The sequence below is a fragment of the Aerosakkonema funiforme FACHB-1375 genome (assembly GCF_014696265.1).
In the GTDB taxonomy this organism is placed as follows: Bacteria; Cyanobacteriota; Cyanobacteriia; order Cyanobacteriales; family Aerosakkonemataceae; genus Aerosakkonema; species Aerosakkonema funiforme_A.
On the sequence record NZ_JACJPW010000033.1, the window covers coordinates 1 to 18,732 of the forward strand.

The following is an 18,732-nucleotide window of genomic DNA, read 5'->3' on the forward strand; positions in this document are numbered from 1 at the left end:
CGGAGACATTTATTTCGCACAAATTGAGCAGTCCTAATTGCTTCATCAATGGCTTGGTATTGAGTTGTTTTCCCTTGAGCTTTAAATTCTCAAACTATCATTTAACTTGGAAAACCTCTACGTCAATTAGTTTAACGCAATTCGAGTCTAAACGGAAATCGAGACGGCGACTAAAGTCGCTTATCGACTTATCCCCATGTCTAAAGCCAGGGGCTTGCGTCTCGCTTTTCGGTCAACTGTGGGAAATAGAGACTGGGAAAGCGATGAATTAATCCATTCATCGCCATAATTGACCAAGACTAATGACTGAGGACTAACTTACGAATTTGCTCAGCCACTTGGTCGGGTAATTTTTCGGGTACATCATCTTCAAGAGAAGAGAGAGTTTTGAGCTGAGCTTTTGGAATCAGTTCAGCGTAAATTTGACAAAGCGCTTTGGCAGTAGGAGTATCTTGTTCGTTTTCTAAGATCGAAACAGGGATTTTGAGATCGGGCAATTGGTCTTGTAATAATTCGGCTTGAATTTCTGCACGACGACGTTGGAATAGTAGCTGACAAGCAGCGGGTGTTTCCAGCATTTGTTGCAGCTGCTTCAGGAAAAGGCGAATTTTTCCCAGGCGACCGATTACTTTTAGTTTGAGGAGCTTTTGGAGCGATCTCAACAGCCAATCTGCTAATTTAGGCCGTTCTATCAATGCCCGCGCCCACCACCAGTTTCTGCTCGCACCTTCTGGTTTTACTCCCTCTGGTGCTAACAGTACCATTCCGGTAACTCGGTCTGGATATTTCAAAGCATAGCTGGCCGCAATCCAACCGCCAAGGGAGTGACCGACTAAATAAACTTGTCGTAAGTTCAAAGCGTCTAAGTACTCAGCCAAATACTCCACCTGTAATGCGATCGAGTAGTGGACATCGGGTTGCTCTGATTCGCCAAAACCCAGTAAATCTGGTGCTAAGCAATGGTATTCCCCGCCCAAACGCTCCATTAAGGGTAGCCACTCATCACCATCACTCCAAGAACCGTGTAAAAACACCAAAGTTGGCCCTTTCCCAACTTCTCGCCAAAAAATTATCCCTTGAGACAGCTTCAGCCGGGAATTCCGTAAAAGTGGATTCATGCCGATCGCGACCGGGTTAGAAATTGGTATTTGCCTTGCTTATTTTAGGGCTAAGATCGCCTTTATAGAATCTTAAGGTTTGAGTTTGTTTTCAATGGCCGATCGCTCTGAAAATAGCTCAAACTGAGGGGGATGGGGGATTGTTGGCAAAAGAGCTTAATTTCGCTATTCTATCTTCAAAACGATCGGGGCTCATACCAGATCAAGCGAGGGTGATCGAGCCATCGAGATAGTCTTGCAACTGGCGATCGTGATCGTGACTGAGCTGACCTTTCGGCAACGATGAAAGATCGAAAGCCCGAACTTCACTGACTTCTAGCGTATCCTGAGCTTGCATCGTTCCCTGCGCTTCTACTTCCACCACTATCGAAATTGAATGAACTCTAGGATCGCGATCGGGTGCTGAATAAACGCCTACCAATCGACAAATCTTCACCAGTTTCAGTCCTGTTTCCTCTTCCAATTCCCGTTCTACTGTAGTGGGAACATCTTCCCCCCAGTTAACTATCCCACCCGGTAAGCCCCACTGCCCGGTATCGCGACGGCGAATCAGCACAATTTTTCCATCTGGCAAAACAGGGATAATTGTCGTGCCTGTGACGGGATGGCGAAATAAAATACCGAGTACAGTTTGAACAAACTGCCAAGAGCGAAGCATAAAAGGGGCTAGGGGTTAGGGAATAGGGGCTAGAGGAAGAGGGAAAGAGGGGGAAAACAGGAACTAACTTTAACCTGCCACTACTGAAAAAGTCAAAAGTTAAAAGAAGACTTATTTTAGCTTCTGACTTTTTACTTTAAGAGTAGGCTGTCACAGCAAGCGAGGAGAAAGTTATAACGTCTTAGGTTAAGCTATGCGAGATTTGGCTCTTTGAATTGCCTGCCTCACTTGGTCAAAACCTGTGCCACCATAACTGTTACGAGCGGCTACGACTCGCTGTGGAGCGATCGCATCGTAAATATCAGCTTCAAAAGCTGGGTGCAGCTCTTTCCACTCTGCCATGCTGAGATCTTTTAGGAGTTTACCAGCAGCAAGGGACGTTTTTACAACTTTACCCACCAAATTGTATGCTTCTCGGAAAGGGACGCCCCGTGCTGCCAGGTAATCAGCCACATCTGTGGCGTTAGAAAAATCTTCTGCAACTGCTTCGCCAAGACGATTTTGATTAAATTCCAGTCCTTCCCGCATCAGGATTGTCATCGCTTCCAAACAAGCTATAACTGTCTTCACGCTGTCGAAGAGGGCTTCTTTATCTTCTTGCAAGTCTTTGTTATAAGCCAGAGGCAGACCTTTCATCAGCACTAGCAGCGCTTGCAAGTGGCCGAAAACGCGCCCGGTTTTTCCCCGCACCAGTTCTGGCACGTCGGGATTTTTCTTTTGGGGCATGATGCTCGAACCGGTAGCGCAGCTATCTTTGAGCTTTACAAAACTGAATTCCTGAGATGCCCAAAGAATGATTTCCTCGCTCATACGGCTGAGGTGAACCATAATTAAGCTGGCAGCACAGAGGAACTCGATCGCAAAGTCGCGATCGCTCACCCCGTCCAAGCTATTACCATAAACGTCGTCAAAATGCAACTCTTTAGCGGTAAAATGTCGGTCGATCGGGAAGGTAGTACCCGCTAGTGCGCCACTACCCAGAGGGGAAATATTCGTGCGCTTTTGTATTTCTCCCAATCGCTGCCAATCCCGCTCTAGCATTTCAAAATAAGCTAACAGATGATGAGCCAAACTCACCGGCTGTGCCCGTTGCAGGTGGGTGTAGCCCGGTATCAAAGTTTCGACATTGCGCTCGGCGAGGTTGAGCAGAACACCCTGAAATTCCCGCAATTGGCTGCGAATTTGGTCGATGCGATCGCGCAGATAAAGGCGCGTGTCCGTACCCACCTGGTCGTTACGCGATCTTGCTGTGTGTAACTTTTTACCCACATCGCCGACAATTTCCGTCAGGCGACGCTCGACCGCAAAATGGACATCCTCAGCGTCTATGCCGGGATGAAATTGCCCTTGGCGGTATTCTTGGCGAATTTGCTCCAACCCTGTAATTAACTGCTCTCCTTCTGCTGGTGAAATAATGCCTGTGTGCGCCAGCATTTTGGCATGAGCTTGCGACCCGGTGATATCGTACTCAATCAGTTCAATGTCAAAAAGTATACTGGCATTAAAGCGTGCGATCGCCGGATGCAGTGCGGATTCAAATCTCTGACTCCAAGTTTTGGATGCAGTACCGCCAGTTGGTTGTTGAGTTAGTTCGGTATCCAAGTTATCCTCTTTTTGACAGCAGTCGGCTTAAAAATTTAAAAATCAAAGGGAATCGAGACCAAAAATTTTTACTTTTGGCTTTAACTATAGCTACAGCTAATCGATACAAGAATCTATACCATACCTCGGATAAAGTAGCCTACGATCGCTCCTACGATCAACGCCCAAATTTGACCTGATTGAATAAAATAGCTCCAAGCTTTTTGTGCCTGTCCTATAAGGTTTGGATCGCTAACTTGTTGAGCTAGCACAAATGACCACATAGGTAGCTTAGAGAATAAAACTGCTAGAGAATCGCTTGAATGAACCAGCGTAGCCCAGGAACCTGTCATTATTTGGATGGCGTTAACAACCATAGCCTTTGTCTCCTCTTGCAAATTGATTATAGATGGTTAGCTTTAGCCAAGTTTCTAAGTCAGAGATTATGGCACAAACACAAATATACCTAAATATGATTATGTGCAATCTGCATTACCACCAGAGTCATATCATCCCCATTACGATTTCCGGGGCCAATAAATTGTTGCACTCGATCGAAAAGGTAATCCAGAATTGCTTGAGAACCTTGGCAATGCTGACAGGCTCGCTCAAAAGCAAGGATGAGGTTTTCCTCATCAAATCGGTCTCCGCTGGGGTTAGCCGCTTCTGTAAAACCATCAGTGTAATAGATTAGCGTATCGCCCGGAGCCAACTGCACCTGAGCCTCCTCGTACTGGGAATTGCTATCCAAACCGATTAGCATACCCAAAGTATCCAAACGCATGACCGATCGGGTGGATGCCTGCCACAACAATGGCGGATTGTGAGCGGCATTGCTGTAAGACAGGATACGACTTTGCAGATTGTACTCTGAATAAAATAGGGTCACGAACCGATGGGAATTTTCTAGATCGGCATACATAACCTGGTTGAGATGTTGCAAAATGCGAGATGGCGAGTGACCGTTCAGCACTTCTGCCCTTAGCATTCCCCGCGTCATGGTCATCAACAAACCTGCCGGGACTCCTTTGCCCATAACATCCCCTATGACTATACCCAAACGTCCCTTTTGAGAATAGTGAGTTGTGAGTTGTGAGTTTGAAATTAAAGGGTCAGGTTTGAATTCCGAACTCAAAACAGACTGTTCGTGATTATTGGTGCTGGTTTCAGTAGCGATAAAATCGTAGTAGTCTCCGCCGACCCGGTTGGCAGGTTGACAGCGAGCTGCTAATTCAATCCCTGGAATTGTCGGACATTGACGGGGAAGCAATCTTTGTTGGATCTCGGCACCTATTTCCAGTTCTCGATCGAGCCGTTCTTTCTTGCGTAATTCTACCGTCAGTTCATCGTTAGCGATCGCCACTGCTGTTTGATCTGCTACTAAACGAACTAACTTTTGTCGGGTTTCCGTCCAAGTATATTCGGGATCGCGACTGAAAACGTACAGACGCCCCCTTTCAGCTTGCTTGACTAAAATTGCCGTACCAAACAAATGTATATCTGGCCCCAAATAGCGGGTAACGTGTTCGTCCAGAAGCGTCAGTCCTCTCTCGTGACCGGATGCGTCGCTAAAGTCAATCTGCGCCAGCGCGGATGATGATTGGGAAGTTTTGGGCTGTGCATTTCTGAGCTTATTAGTTGCTGCCTCGATCGCCTTCCGGATTTCCGCACCCTGAAGACTATCCTGACAATGTAGCTGTTCTAACCGCACCTGACCGTTTGGTTTCACCAGCACCAGAGCGCTACCATCAGCGTCCGTCACTCGCGTTGCCATCAGCGGAATCAACTCCAAAAATTGATTCAAATTGTTAAAACTTCGCAGAGCAAACCCTAACGAACTTAACAAATCTTGGATTTTATGTTGTTCCCGGTGCAAACGCGCCACCAGTTCTTTGAGGGCAAAGACTGGCGTGACTTCACTAGAGGCGTCGCTATGGTCGTCGGGTGATTGAGAAGATGGTTTTGGCAGGGGCACAGCAGTCATTGGTTTGGCGGTTAAGAGTAATTAACAAGCATAGAATTAATAGGATTTAAATAATAGGCGTTAGTTAGCCTAGCAGAATTATGCGATCGAAATGCCAAAAGCTCTGAAAGCAAGAGCAGCAATAGCTTATCCCTGTAAGACAGAAAAAAGTTGTAGCGGTCAACATTCTAGCTGAGGCTGGGCAGAAAAATGTTGCCTACTTGTGGAATAAATTCTAGCTAATTCCTCAACCCTAACAGTATCGATCTCTACCAGTCGCTGACTGTATGGGAGAAAATTAGTTCTACCTTTTGGAGGAAAAACTAGATTTTTACCACTGTCCCATGACCGATCGTTCGATCGTGGTCGAACCCAACACCTAGCTAATGCTAAAAACCGCACGCAAAGCAAGCCTTGCGCTTTTGCTCTTAGGCTTTTGTGTCAAATGTCTTTGGTTGCCTCTACAGGTATTAGAGCAGAAATGATATCGTCAATCGGCTCTACTGCCAATAGTCTTTAGATTAATTAAGTATTTTAATTTACTATTCTTAACAAAAAACTTTTTTGGACGGTAATATAGCTAGGGCGTCGGGCGTCGGGCGTCGGGGAAAAAGTCTTTATAATCAAGGGTTTGGTGGAATCAGAATGCCTTAACCGCCGATTCGGTTGCTATAAAAGATATCAACAAATAAAGCACCGAGGTTTCTGATTATAACCGAGTGCCGACGCTCTTTGTGCTATTAGCCACTTAGCAAAGCTTCCACAAACTCGTAGCTGGAGAAGGGGCGTAAGTCTTCGATCCCTTCTCCAGCACCAATAAAGCGGATAGGCAAACCTAATTGCTGCACGACTGCTAGGGCAATGCCACCCTTGGCAGTTCCATCAAGTTTAGTTAGGACGACACCGCTTAATTTTACCGCTTCAGAGAAGACTTGGGCTTGACGCAGACCGTTTTGCCCCAGAGTGGCATCTAGAACCAAAAGAGCTTCAACCTTAGCATCGGGGGCTTTTTTGTCAATGATGCGACGAATCTTGCTCAGTTCGTCCATCAAGTTTTTCTTGTTCTGAAGACGTCCAGCAGTATCCACAATTAACAGTTCCGACCCTCGCGCTTTGGCTGCGGCGATCGCATCAAACACTACAGCAGCCGGGTCTGTATTTTCGCCTGGATTGGCGATCGCTTCAACGCCGCTGCGCTGACCCCAAATTTTTACCTGTTCCACTGCTGCGGCTCGAAACGTATCTGCTGCCGCAATCAAGCATTTGTAGCCGGATTTTACTGCTAGATGAGCAATTTTGCCAATAGTTGTCGTTTTTCCGGCTCCATTTACCCCTGTCATTACCCAGATATTGAATGTGTCTTTTTCCGGTGCAAAGGTGCGTTTGTAAGATTCGACAAACGGTTGCTCCAGCATATCCCGCAGGATTTTTTTGAGGTAGGAAATCGCCTGTTCCGGTGGCAGAGCTTGTTCTCGGAGTTTACTTTGCAGCGCTTTTATGATATAATCTGTCGCCTCTACTCCCACATCAGCTTGTAGCAGCAACGCCTCAATTTCCATCACCGCATCTTGATTGAGCGGCCCTTGACCGACGATCGCTTTCAGCTGATTGATGAGATTGCGTCTAGTTTTGTCTAAGCCTTGGCGCAGCTTTTTGAGCCAGGTGATTTCTTCAATAGAAACATCTTCCGGGCGACGCCCTTGGGCTGCCAATACTTCTGCCGACCACAGGAAACCATCATCGAAAACGACATCCGCAAATTCTGCGATCGCAGCAGGCTCAGTTGTCGCACTAACTGGGCGGACTTCCGGTTCTGGCTCTTGAATAGCTGTTTCCATCAGTCGTTGTAGCCGCGCTTGCCGATCGTCCCGCGCCCAGAAAGGTACTGCTTCCTGAGCGACACCTTCCCGATTCTCGGCAGTTTCAGCTGTCACCGACAAATCTGGAACATTTTCTGCTATCGAAGTTACTTTTTCTACTTCGGCAGCGACAATTTCGGGAATGGCCGATTCTGCTGCTACTGCTGTTTCAAGCTCCTCCAATGCTTGTTCGGCAGCTTCTACAGCAACTTCTGCATCACTTTCTGTCTGCGGAGTTTCTGTTTGTATCGGTATTGCCTGCGACTCAGATGAAGGTGCTACCGCTTCTGTTACCAGCTGAGGTTCTGCTTCGGCTTGGGTAGGTGATTCCGTTTCTGAGGGAGTTGTCGTTGTTTGCGGTCGTTGCTTGGCTTGGATATTCTTGTAAGCAGCTTTTGCCCAAGCTAGATAGTCGTCAGCAACTTGCTCCTGAGATGAAACTTCTCCGCTCTCAGATACAGGTGATTCTGTTTGAGGTTCAACCTGTGTCGGTGAAGCCGATTTATCCTGAGCTTGTTCTTGAGACTCGTTATGCTGGCGACGGAACCAATTAAAAACCATAGCACCTACTTCAATATTTGGCAGAACTGCGGAACGGCTGCTTTTTATCTAGAGTTTCTAATTTAGGGACATTATGTTTTGACTTTATCGCTCACTCGACGCAAAACGCCATTAATAAAACGATGTCCTTCTTCACCACTGTAGCGTTTGGCAAGCTCCACTGCCTCATTAATTGCCACCGGTTCGGGAATCCCTAAATATTTGATTTCGCTGACTGCAATTCGCAGGATATCGCGATCGATTTTAGCGAGACGACTTAGTTGCCAAGTTCTCTCTTGACCGGGACGCAGTTCCGCGAGTGCTTGTGTGAGTATTTCGTCAACCCGTTCTCTTTCGGCGTTAACTGTACCGATAATTTGCTTGGCGTAGTCGCGCACATCTTTTTGATTGGATAGCTGGACAAATTCTGGTAACTCCACTGCCCCACCGACACGGTTGATTGCGGTTTGAGTAAGTTCTATCGCTTCTCTTAGCATAGCTCTGGCGCTTTGGATATCGATGGCGCGAGTTTCGCTACCCAAAAGGCGATCGCTAGAGCGTTGGATTTCCGCAGATGCAGTTTCCAAAGCATCTTTAACTTCTGCACTCAAAGTGCGGATAGCCGCAACTATCAAATCTGCGATCTGCTGTTCCGACAATTTTTCTGGATTTGTCGGGATCTGGGATAGGCTCAGAAGCGCCAGTTCGCGAGCAATTCGACGGGATTGCATGGGGTAATTGGTAACTGTGTGTAATCGGTAACAGGTTATGTAATGGCAGAAAAACATTTAGATATGGCTGGAGAGTTGGAACCTTTAAAAGTTGCAACTCTCAAACCTTCCCACTCTCGCTCGTGCGATCGCCAATGAACGATGACTGTTTACCAAACTGGACTCTTAAACTTTGACATTATGCTGCGATCGCTTCATCTTTCCTCCAGGATAGGCTGTTCCAGCTTCCGTTCTTTCAAGGCGGATAGAGATGACATAGGAGTTAAGGGGCTGGGGCTTACAATACCACCAGAGACAACAACTTTGAAGGCATCTTCCACAGATATGGCTAGGTCTATGACTTCATCTTCTGAAACGATCGCATACCAACCCGTAGTCGGATTGGGGGTTGTAGGTATAAAAATGCTCAACATCGTCGTTCTGGATAGGTGAGCCTGCATATCGCTGTTTAGGGTTCCAGTGACAAAGGCGAGAGCCCATATACCCCGGCGTGGGTATTCTACCAAAATTACTCGGCGAAACTTCCCGTTAGAATCCTTCAGGAGAGTTTCCAGAAGTTGTTTGAGCGTTTTGTAAACCGATCCGGCTAACGGAATTGCTTGCAGAAGTCTCTCACCCACATCCAGCAACCATCGTCCGACAATATTGCGGGCCATCAAGCCAATCAGCAGAATAGATAAAAAGGGTACCATCAGTCCCACAGCTAGATTGAACAAGTTGACCAAAATGGGATGGAGATCGTCAAAAGGATTGAGTTGCTTGGGAATGCGGGTGAGAAAATTGACTACCCAACTCGCAACTGTAATCGTCAGCCAAATTGTGGTAGCTAGGGGAATTACTACCAAAAGACCTGCGATCAGGTCATTTTTTAAGTCCTGCTTTAAGCGTTCGATCACAGATAGCCCACTCTCTTTTAACCAGCTGGGAAAATTATAGAGCCCATAAAGCGACCCTTCTCCCTTACCCTACCTTACAGTACGATATATTCCGCGTTAGGCCGAGTGGGCCTGCGCTGGGGGTTATCTTACCGTATAGGAGTGCTATGCGATAAAAACGCAACTTACAGCTTAAAGGGGCTGGAGATGATGGTATCAGAATTAACATTTTTCTGCATACTTTTTTGCCTAAATAGAAGGACTAATTTTGGCAGAATCGACGTTTTCTTCGCGATCGCTAGAAAGTGTTCCTACTGGGTCTGCATAGACAGCAGGCATATGTTTCATCTCCCAGACTTTGAGCAAAATCAGGTATTCGTAGAAAGCTTGCAGAGTACACCAAGCAAATCCCGCGTGCCCGTCGAGAAAACCCCCCAATAGAAAATACATATAAAAAAAGCGCAGCAACGGTCGGAAGGGTAGACGCAGGGACAAATCTTTGAGCGCTCGCCGTCTTTCCACTTCCGAGAAGCCAAAAAACAAATCTCGCCAATTGACGCTACCTTTCTCTAATTGGCGTAGGGTTTCTCTAGCTTCATCAGTGGAGTAGCGATTGTGCTTCTCGATCCAGCGAGCTAATCCTTTGCTATTGGTGTAGTGGGGATAAGTTTCTTTCAAAAAGCTTGTTTTACCATCACAAACTTCTCGCTCTGTGTGACCGTAATCGGTAAACCAAACTTTGTCCTTCCGAAATAAGCGCATTTGGTATCGGGGGTATTGGGTACTGCGCCGAATCCACCTCCCCAGAAACATAACTCGCTCGGCTGCATAGTAGCCGATATACTCCTGACTTTCGGTTGCTTTGAGGCATTCTTGGAATAGCTCTGGTGTCATACGCTCATCAGCTTCGAGAATGTAGACCCATTCGTGCTTAGCAGGAACGGATTGTAACATCCAAGTCCGCTGGCGTCCGTGACTTTCAAAGGCGTGCTGCACTATCCGCACTGGATAGCGGCTGGCAATTTCGACAGTGCGATCGCTGCTGATGGAGTCCACCACTATCACATCGTCTGACAGCATAGCCGATTCGATGCAAGCGGCGATATCGATTTCTTCGTTGTAGGTGAGAATATAAATCGAGAACATGAAAAACTTACGATTTACAAAAAGATCCGGCTTTGATTGGACACATACAAATTCCCAGTTTCTCCTGACGATCGGAATAGCGTCATCACCTAAGCAAAGCTTACTAACGCTTAGGTGTTTTGCGAGACCCTATTTGGGGAGAAGACAACAAACCGCCCAATCCCGTTCCGGTAATGATCAGGTAGCCAATGGAGAGGAACACGCTGCTCACTCCTATTTGCACTTGAGACTTCAAAGCTGCCCGCTTGGCTTGTTTTTCCAATTGTTGCTTGCGTTCTCTTACTTGGGTTAGCGTTTGATTGCTGAACTGTTTGGCTTGCCGATCCAAGTATTCATCCACTACTTGCGGATTGTCTTTAGACTGCTGCAATATTGTTTTGAGTTCGTTTGACACTTGCTGGCTTTGGAGTGCTTGGCCCAGTCTCTGTTCGTCTTTGAGCAAGTCGCTGATTTGGGTTTTAATTTGGCCTCGGCGCTGTTCGATTTGGGCTCTAAAACCTTCACTGTTAAGCTGGCTTTCTGCTTGAGTTGCCTGCTGCTCAATTCTCTGGATCGCCTCATTGCTAGCCTTACTGACATTGTTTACGTGAACAAAAGTAATAACCAGGAATGCTAAGCCTAAAATACCGGAAAGCACGAGCGCCCCTACTTTCACTAATTGCCAGGGTTGACCGCTTCCCTGCGGGTCTAGTTGATCGTCCATCCAAGAGCCAGCAAATAGCAAAGCTATCCCCAGCATAGGGATAAATCCTCGCTCGACAAGCTGGGTTGTCAGGTTTATTTGCCAAGCTTCCTCTTGCAGGTGAAAGGACGGGATAGTCAGAGGCAGGGTTACCGTGTCAATCACAAAAGACAAAATCAAGATTGTGCCGACAAGCTTGAGAATTAGGGCTGCTGGCGATGAAATTATACGGTTTGCAGACGCTTTCATAAGTTTCTTCTTCGCTTGGTTATGGTTGGGTTCAATTACTGGTTTTCTATATCTAGTTTGTCATGGGTTTTAGATTTATTTGCTATGCTTGCAAGCCAAAGTGCTTCTCCAGACTGAGATTGGCTGCTGTTTTCGGATTCGATCGAAAGACTTTAGCTTCGCTGGGGCTGTCCGTTGGGAGCCAGATATATTGGCTCGATGGCTCTGTCCTTATTCTCCAAAGGGAAAGCCAGAATCCAAATCAACACACCATTGAAGGCGAGCGTTATTAAAAAAGTTTTTCGATCGCAAAAGTCAATTGCTACTGTACTGTCTTGTGTATTGTGACCAGTCTTTCTCGATTTATCTACAAGATTTTTCTATTTCAATCCTGATGGCATGACTGCAAAGAAGCTGGGGATATTTCAGTTTGGGTCTGACAGCGGAAAAATTAGCTCTTTTGAAAGAGTTTATAGACCTTATATTTATCGATTAATAAACCACTTTTAACCCAGCCTTATCCACAGTAACCATTTTATGTCCCGGCAAATCCCCTCCTTTTAAATTTACTTGGTTTCCTGAGCTTATAGTTCACATTTTTCTAGTTTTATGCTGTTTCCAGAGGTCTAGTCTTGTTTTTGCTAAAATTCCATAATATACCCGCTCCTGATTATCCTCAAACAAAAAATTACAAAATTTAACTTTTCTCCTTAAACTAATACATACTTGAATACAAGTTTATCAATCAATTGACTTTTTTAACTGCTTCTGCAAAACTTAATATTTTAACATTTCCTCTAAATAGTTTGACTCATACTTGACATCAAAAACTTAAATTTAGCAACAAAGGGCTTATTTTACATAGGCGAAAAAAATAGATTTTATGTAAAATTAGATAATTTAGCCGAACGGTGACTTGCTATCCTGAAGAAAAATCACATTGCTTTAATATATATGGTGGTTACATTTTCATGTAAGATGTACTGGAAGTACACCTAGCCGAGTAAAAAGCTGCAAAAGTAAACAGGAAATTTATTATGAGCAAAGTAATTCGCGGTATCATCTTTGTTGTTGATGACAATATTGATACAGATCAAATTATACCAGCAGAATACCTCACGTTGGTTCCTTCTAAACCAGATGAGTACGAAAAGCTCGGCAGTTATGCTTTTGCAGGGTTACCCGATCGCTACGGTAAGTTTATTGCGCCAGGAGAAATGAAGACGCCCTATCCCATAATTGTAGCGGGAGAAAACTTCGGCTGCGGCTCCTCGCGAGAACACGCGCCCATTGCTCTAGGGGCTGCTGGGGTAAAAGCTGTTGTAGCCCAGTCCTACGCCCGCATCTTTTTCCGCAATTGCTCGGCTACTGGCGAACTTTACCCTTGGGAGTCAGTCGAGCGTTTGTGTGATGTGTTGGAAACCGGTCAGGAAGTTTCGATCGACTTTGAGCAAAATCAACTGATCGACCACACGCATGGGAAAATTTACGATCTCAAGCCAATTGGAGAAGTGGGGCCTGTGATTGAAGCAGGGGGAATTTTCGCCTATGCCCGTCAGACAGGTATGATTGCTCGTTAAAAATCAAGTTCGGTATCTGCCTAAAGACTCTATGAGTCTATTTTCAAAGCGTAATTGCCGTAACAAAGGTTTACAATAGGTTGGCCAGTACTAGCTTTACAACACTGCGACTATGTTGCTCAAGTCTACAACCCGCCACATCCGCATTTTTACTGCCGAAGTTGAGAACAATGAGTTAGTTCCCAGCGACAGCGTTTTAACTTTGGATGTCGATCCAGACAATGAACTAAATTGGAACGAAGAATCTCTGCAAAAAGTTTATCGAAAGTTTGATGAACTTGTTGAGTCATCTAGCGGAGAGAATTTAACGGAATACAATATCCGTCGCATCGGTTCGGATTTAGAACATTTCGTGCGTTCTCTCCTGCAAAAGGGTGAAATTAGTTATAACCTCAATGCTCGCGTTCTTAACCACAGTATGGGTTTACCTCAAGTAGCAGCCGAACAAGATAAACAATAGATTCTAAGATACTTGTACTTGGCTTTGGCGGCGGTATTAAAAATATTGATGCCGCCAAACCAAGCTGTAGAAACCCGTTTTGGGCATAGTTAATTCTGGTCAAATGGCTAAGTGGAAAATGGCTGGTTATGCTCGCTCAGTATAAGTTGTGAAAGCCTTTTAGTCTGGCATCGCAAAGCAAAAATATTAAAAATATTGACAAAAAAAGAACTTAGGAACGCTGACGTTTCTTTTGTGCTAAAAATTCTGTAAAAGCTGCTTGACGATTAGCCATGAACCGACCCCAAAATCCAGGATCGAAATCCTCCATCGTACATACAATTGCCCAAGTATCAATGTTGAGCATTCGATAAAGGAGAGTCTGAGATCTTTTTAAGTAGGTAATACCTTCATGAATTTCTGCGAGCGCAGAAGATTCTGAAGTAGGGACTGTTTTCTCTAGATGACGGTCGAATATAGGTGTGGGCATAGCAACCAGCAAAAAAATTATTAGTTTAGATCGATTTGAACCAATCCTAAATACAGGTAATCAAGAGCCTAAAGAATCGGAGCGGAAAGCTTAACCAATTTACATTGCTCTTGAAAGAAAGAATTAGGAAAGCAGATATTTAGATTCTGCAACGATTGGTAATTAAGGAACGATTTCTAAATTTATATGTTCCGCCGCGATCGCTCAAGCGGGGGTTCACCCCTACCTGACCGAGGTTGCCTCCTGTAATTTAGTGCATATTAGATATTGTAGGTATTGTCTAGCAAATACTTCATCCGTTTTACAACCAAGTTATCATCTTATGTCCGACGATCCAAAATCGAAAATCGATCTGAACCCTTGGGGGTACAAACCTTGGTGGTGTCAGCCTTGGTCGATTGCAGTCACCGGGAGCGGGCTGATCGGCTTAAGCTGGTTATTATTCAAAACTGTTTGGGTGACAGTTGTAGTGTCCCTACCAGTGTTAATTTGGATGGGCTTCTTTTTGATCCTTTGGCCTCAACTGATGAAGCAAAGTACCACTGAGCCTTATTATCCACCATCAGGATCGGACTCAGCTGCGCGATCGAATCAAAGCTAATAGAGAGAACGTCTTATATCTAAATAGTTAGAGAAGATGGATAGTCAAACGCTACAATCGTTGATTATCAACCGATTTGGCAATTTGACTACAAGTAGGCTCTCTTGCAGACCCCTGCATATCATCGGCCAAATCCCGAAGCCTTGGAGTGAAAAAATCTTCATGGGAGACGCCGCTCAAATTACTTGCCCGAATACGCACTGTCAGGCTCCTAACCCAGAGAGTCACAAGTTTTGCCAGAAATGTCGTACCCCCATACCAAAACGGTATTTGTGGGCGGTCGGTTCTGGGATAGAAGCTTATAAGCCAGGGAAGCTTTTGGCAGAGCGTTATGTCCTCAAACGCGACAGAATTTTGCTGGACACCAAACCAGGGCTAGTACCCTTATTTCCGCAAGATATCACAGATGCGATCGCACCCTATTTGTATCTTTTCCCCTATCGGTTACACGTTCCCCAAGTTTACGGACTCTTACCACCGCTCAAAAAAAGCCGAAAGGAAGTAATTTGGCTGCTCGAAGAAGCTCCGATTTGCACCGATGCTAAAAGCTTAAAGCCCAACCTAATGACAGAATTAGCCACAGCTTGGGAAAATGCCCCAGCAATCCGGCAGCTCAATTGGCTGTGGCAAATTGCCCAACTTTGGCAACCTTTTAGCATCGCGGGTGTCACGGCTAGTTTGCTGAAACCAAAGCTGCTGCGAGTGGAAGGGCCGATCGTGCGCTTGTTGGAATTACGCCAGGATCGAGAGGAACCGAACTTAAGCGAGTTGGGTCAGCTGTGGTTGCAATGGGCGGGAAAGGCACAGCCAGAGATCGCAGATTTTCTGGTTCAATTGTGCCAAAGTACGATCAAAGGCCAGCTATTTCCCGAAGATTTACTAGCTCAGTTAGATGGCGCTCTGTATACAGTAGGGCAATCCCAAGAACGCATCTATCAAATTGCCAGCTACACAGATACAGGCCCGACCAGACTACGCAATGAAGATGCCTGCTACCCGGATAGCGGTAATTTCTACCAAGTCCCTGCGGGTTCTCAAGCTTTAACTGTTGTCTGCGACGGGATTGGCGGACACGAAGGCGGCAATGTCGCTTCCAGCTTAGCGATAGAAACAGTCGTTGCGGAGGCATCTCGCTGGCAGAACCACCAGCTTGCAGATGATGCAGTTGACGATCGCGTTGGCTCATTGGGCAGCTTAAAAATATTGCCGTCCAACGATCTGGTTGATTTGAGCTCGGAATTAGAACGTGCAATTTGCAATGCCAACGATCTTATCAGTCAACGCAACGATAGCGAAGGGCGGTACGACAGGCAACGTATGGGCACAACACTGGTAATGGCTTTGACTCAAGCCCACGAGATGTACATTACTCATATTGGGGACAGCCGAGTCTACTGGATTACGCGCCACAGTTGCCATCAAATTACTGTAGACGATGATGTGGCCAGCCGGGAAGTGCGGCTGGGCTATACCTTATACCGAGAAGCGTTGCAACAGATCGGATCTGGGTCTTTGGTTCAGGCATTGGGTATGAGTTCGTCAAACAACTTGCATCCCACAGTACAGCGGTTTGTTATTGATGAAGACTGTATTTTTATGCTGTGTTCTGATGGTTTGAGCGATAGCGATCGCGTAGAGCAATACTGGGATACAGAAATCGTGCCAGTTTTAGAAGGCAAAATAAACCTGGCGACAGCGGCAGCAAGACTGATCGAGATAGGCAACACCCAAAACGGTCACGATAACGTTACTGTAGGCTTAGTTTATTGCCAGGTTAGAGACAAATCGGCGGGTATGGCTCCCACTTTAGTCATCCCCGAATCGGTTGCATATTCTGCTTCAGCTCGAACTCAAGATTTTGGCACTCCCTCCACACTTAAGACTCAGCTCCTACCTACTCGGCTTGCCAAACCCAGTCTGTTACCCCTGTTAGGTGGAATCGCTTTGTTGCTGGGATTGGGTACGGCACTGGTCTACTTTACTGTGGGTAAATGGGGCGATCTGCCTGTGTCGAATCCGGATTCTATCGGTCAAACCAAGCCACACAGTTCATCCCAGGAAAGCCCTGTTTCCAGTCGTTCACCCCTCTCGTTGAGTCCGGGATTGTCGATCGCAGTCTCGATCGCTAACAATTCCCAAAGCCCCAGATCTCCTCTTTTGCTTTATGAAGGGCCTCAAAAACAAAATGCGATCGGGGTAATCCCAGAAGGTACTATCCTCGAAATAAAAAGTAAAGCTGTTCGAGATGGAGACAGCTGGCTGAAACTTAAAGTATGCAAAATTCCTGCCACGCTTAACTCACAGAAGCTTCCAGCAACTTATAATTTAGTTATACCAGCCCAAGAAGGATGGATTCGACAAGTAGAGCTTGAATCGAACATTAGCCAAAATTCCATTCAAAAAGCTGCTGGGCTGGGAAAATGTACTGGTAGTGGAGCCTCTGCTAGTCCAGGGGCAAATCGTTAATAAATTCAGTCTGAAGAATAGATAGACTGAAAGAAAACTGGTGAAAAAAATTGCTCCAGTCCAGATCCAGTATCAAGGGTTCTGAATGTCGCCATCTGAGAGTCCTTGCCTCAACTTAAGCGTAGCTCGCCTGGTAGCTGCTGAGGCAGAGCATTTTGCCATATGGGTTTTAAAAGCCCCATTACCTGGTGGATACCTCCACCACGACTGCATTTGGCCGGAAAGCTTAACCCAAACCTGGCTTGCTTGGCAGGAGATGTTTTCCCCTCTCAGCTTGTCCAGTTCTCAAAAGCTTCCAGCAGTCCAAGTAGCTTTAGCTCCAACAATGGTAGTTGTGTCGTCTCCTTTAGGTTCCACAACTAGCTACGGCGGTCGTTTGATGCAGCAGCTAGGAATACAACTCTGGCAGTGGCTATTTGAAGGGGCGATCCAAAGCAGTCTCGATCGCAGTCAAGGAATTGCCATTGGACAAAATCAACCTTTACGGCTACGTCTGGAAATTCGCGACCCAGACTTAATAACTCTGCCTTGGGAAATTATGCAGCCCCAGGCCGGAAAACAGGCAATTTCTTTAAGTCAGCAATTGCTTTTCAGTCGCACCACCAGCGATGTTGCTCCTCTACCTCCCCTTAAACCAGAGCAAGCCTTAAACATACTGCTGGTTTTAGGTCAACAAGATGCCCCCAGGCAACCCTCATCTTTGGGAAACTTAAAACTCGAACAAGAGGCACTTGCTCTCGCTAAAATTCTTGAAAGTAGCGGCAACGTCAGTCCTAACGGTACTGCTACCCTGGTACCGTGCCTGGTAGATACTTTAGTTATGCCCACTCCAGAGGAACTAACTGCACGCCTGGAAAGCAACGCTTACAATGTTTTCTTTTATGCCGGTCACGGTGAACCTGCACCTGATGGAGGCTTGCTGTTTTTGCGGCCCGGTGTCACCATGAACGGTACAGAATTGGCACAAGTACTGACTCGTTGCCAGGTGACGCTGGCAGTTTTTAACGCTTGCTGGGGAGCTCGATCGGCAGAACACAATCATCAGCCTATTCCCCGTAGCAGTTTGGCAGAAGTGCTGCTGCATCACGGTGTACCAGCGGTTTTGGCAATGCGGGATGCTATTGCTGATGAGGAAGCAATTAGCTTTATCAAAGCTTTTGCTCGTGCTTTGGCGGAACGGATGCCGATCGATCGGGCGGTGGCCGTAGCTAGACAGCAGTTGCTGACCCTGTATAAGTTCAATCAACCAGCTTGGACTTTACCTGTTCTGTATATGCACCCGGAGTTTGATGGCGAACTGCTACAACCTCTGGCTGAAAGTATTACCGAATTACCGGAAAATTCTTTAACTTGGATCGGACGAGAACGAGCTGCTTTTGTGCGTCCTTTAGGATCGACAAATAAATTCTGGCCAATTCGTGGTGGATTGATGCGAGTAGGACGTCGCCAGCAGGATAACGATTTGACGATCTGCGAAAAGTGGGTTTCGCAAAGACACGCAGAAATTATTTGTCGCGGCGATCCTTTGGACAGTAACTCCCCACCGACATATTTCCTGCGAGATTTTTCTCGCTTCGGTACGCTGATTTTGGGAACTGGGGGTTGGCGAAAAGTTCATCACCAAGAAGCTCCCTTGCAATCTGGATCTCAGTTAAAGTTTGGTAGTTCCCACGGGCAGATTTGGGAATTTGTAATCGATGGTTGAGGATATTGATGTCTCCATCGTGCGGTTGTTACTTGACTGGGAAATCGGGAATCTGCCCCATAAGTAGGAA

Annotated in this window: 16 protein-coding genes and 1 pseudogene; 5 read left to right on the forward strand and 12 right to left on the reverse strand. The window is 46.1% G+C overall.

The features are described 5' to 3' along the window. The 11 genes and pseudogenes from H6G03_RS38040 to hpsJ-B all read right to left on the reverse strand — a co-directional run. A pseudogene (locus H6G03_RS38040) lies at positions 1-89 on the reverse strand (transposase); the annotation flags it as partial. A 210-nt stretch (positions 90-299) separates the two neighbouring features. Then, on the reverse strand, positions 300-1,118 hold the full coding sequence (locus H6G03_RS14210; RefSeq protein ID WP_190465028.1) for an alpha/beta fold hydrolase: 819 nt from the start codon (positions 1,116-1,118) through the stop codon (positions 300-302). A 202-nt stretch (positions 1,119-1,320) separates the two neighbouring features. Continuing rightward, on the reverse strand, positions 1,321-1,776 hold the full coding sequence (locus H6G03_RS14215; protein WP_190465029.1) for an NUDIX domain-containing protein: 456 nt from the start codon (positions 1,774-1,776) through the stop codon (positions 1,321-1,323). 186 nt (positions 1,777-1,962) lie between these two features. Further along, positions 1,963-3,378 (reverse strand): argininosuccinate lyase, encoded by a 1,416-nt coding sequence (gene argH, locus H6G03_RS14220; RefSeq protein ID WP_190465030.1) that lies wholly within the window; start codon positions 3,376-3,378, stop codon positions 1,963-1,965. 113 nt (positions 3,379-3,491) lie between these two features. Next, the gene (locus H6G03_RS14225) at positions 3,492-3,734 is read right to left on the reverse strand and encodes a hypothetical protein (RefSeq protein ID WP_190465090.1); all 243 of its coding nucleotides are present in this window, start codon (positions 3,732-3,734) and stop codon (positions 3,492-3,494) included. Between the two features lie 89 nt (positions 3,735-3,823). Next, complete coding sequence (locus tag H6G03_RS14230) at positions 3,824-5,341, reverse strand: PP2C family protein-serine/threonine phosphatase (RefSeq protein ID WP_190465031.1); 1,518 nt, start codon at positions 5,339-5,341, stop codon at positions 3,824-3,826. A gap of 719 nt (positions 5,342-6,060) precedes the next feature. Then, a complete protein-coding gene (gene ftsY, locus H6G03_RS14235) occupies positions 6,061-7,740 on the reverse strand; it encodes a signal recognition particle-docking protein FtsY (RefSeq protein WP_190465032.1) in 1,680 nt (559 codons plus the stop codon). Between the two features lie 71 nt (positions 7,741-7,811). Continuing rightward, complete coding sequence (gene nusB / locus H6G03_RS14240) at positions 7,812-8,450, reverse strand: transcription antitermination factor NusB (RefSeq protein ID WP_190465033.1); 639 nt, start codon at positions 8,448-8,450, stop codon at positions 7,812-7,814. A 194-nt stretch (positions 8,451-8,644) separates the two neighbouring features. Then, positions 8,645-9,346 carry a DUF502 domain-containing protein gene (locus H6G03_RS14245; protein ID WP_190465034.1) on the reverse strand — a complete coding sequence of 234 codons (702 nt, stop codon included), beginning with the start codon at positions 9,344-9,346 and terminating at the stop codon, positions 8,645-8,647. 228 nt (positions 9,347-9,574) lie between these two features. Next, entirely contained in the window at positions 9,575-10,471 is an 897-nt protein-coding gene (locus H6G03_RS14250) for a glycosyltransferase family 2 protein (RefSeq protein WP_190465035.1), read from the reverse strand. 103 nt (positions 10,472-10,574) lie between these two features. Continuing rightward, positions 10,575-11,402, reverse strand: a complete 828-nt coding sequence (gene hpsJ-B / locus H6G03_RS14255; RefSeq protein WP_190465036.1) for a hormogonium polysaccharide biosynthesis protein HpsJ — start codon at positions 11,400-11,402, stop codon at positions 10,575-10,577. Positions 11,403-12,418: 1,016 nt separating this feature from the next. Here hpsJ-B and H6G03_RS14260 point away from each other — a divergent pair. Continuing rightward, positions 12,419-12,961, forward strand: coding sequence for a LeuD/DmdB family oxidoreductase small subunit (locus H6G03_RS14260; RefSeq protein WP_190465037.1), 543 nt, complete (start codon positions 12,419-12,421; stop codon positions 12,959-12,961). Between the two features lie 112 nt (positions 12,962-13,073). Continuing rightward, complete coding sequence (gene ndhM, locus H6G03_RS14265) at positions 13,074-13,421, forward strand: NAD(P)H-quinone oxidoreductase subunit M (protein WP_190465038.1); 348 nt, start codon at positions 13,074-13,076, stop codon at positions 13,419-13,421. Positions 13,422-13,632: 211 nt separating this feature from the next. On the opposite strand, the gene H6G03_RS14270 is transcribed toward ndhM, so the two are convergent. Next, positions 13,633-13,890: a hypothetical protein gene (locus H6G03_RS14270; RefSeq protein WP_190465039.1), complete on the reverse strand. Its 258-nt coding sequence runs from the start codon at positions 13,888-13,890 to the stop codon at positions 13,633-13,635. 322 nt (positions 13,891-14,212) lie between these two features. On the opposite strand from H6G03_RS14270, the gene H6G03_RS14275 reads away from it, so the two are divergent. The 3 genes from H6G03_RS14275 (at position 14,213) to H6G03_RS14285 (ending at position 18,662) form a co-directional block, all read left to right on the forward strand. Continuing rightward, a complete protein-coding gene (locus H6G03_RS14275; protein WP_242056803.1) occupies positions 14,213-14,491 on the forward strand; it encodes a DUF6737 family protein in 279 nt (92 codons plus the stop codon). Between the two features lie 36 nt (positions 14,492-14,527). After that, on the forward strand, positions 14,528-16,957 hold the full coding sequence (locus tag H6G03_RS14280; RefSeq protein ID WP_242056802.1) for a protein phosphatase 2C domain-containing protein: 2,430 nt from the start codon (positions 14,528-14,530) through the stop codon (positions 16,955-16,957). Between the two features lie 85 nt (positions 16,958-17,042). Continuing rightward, a complete protein-coding gene (locus tag H6G03_RS14285; protein ID WP_190465040.1) occupies positions 17,043-18,662 on the forward strand; it encodes a CHAT domain-containing protein in 1,620 nt (539 codons plus the stop codon). Positions 18,663-18,732: the final 70 nt, after the last annotated feature.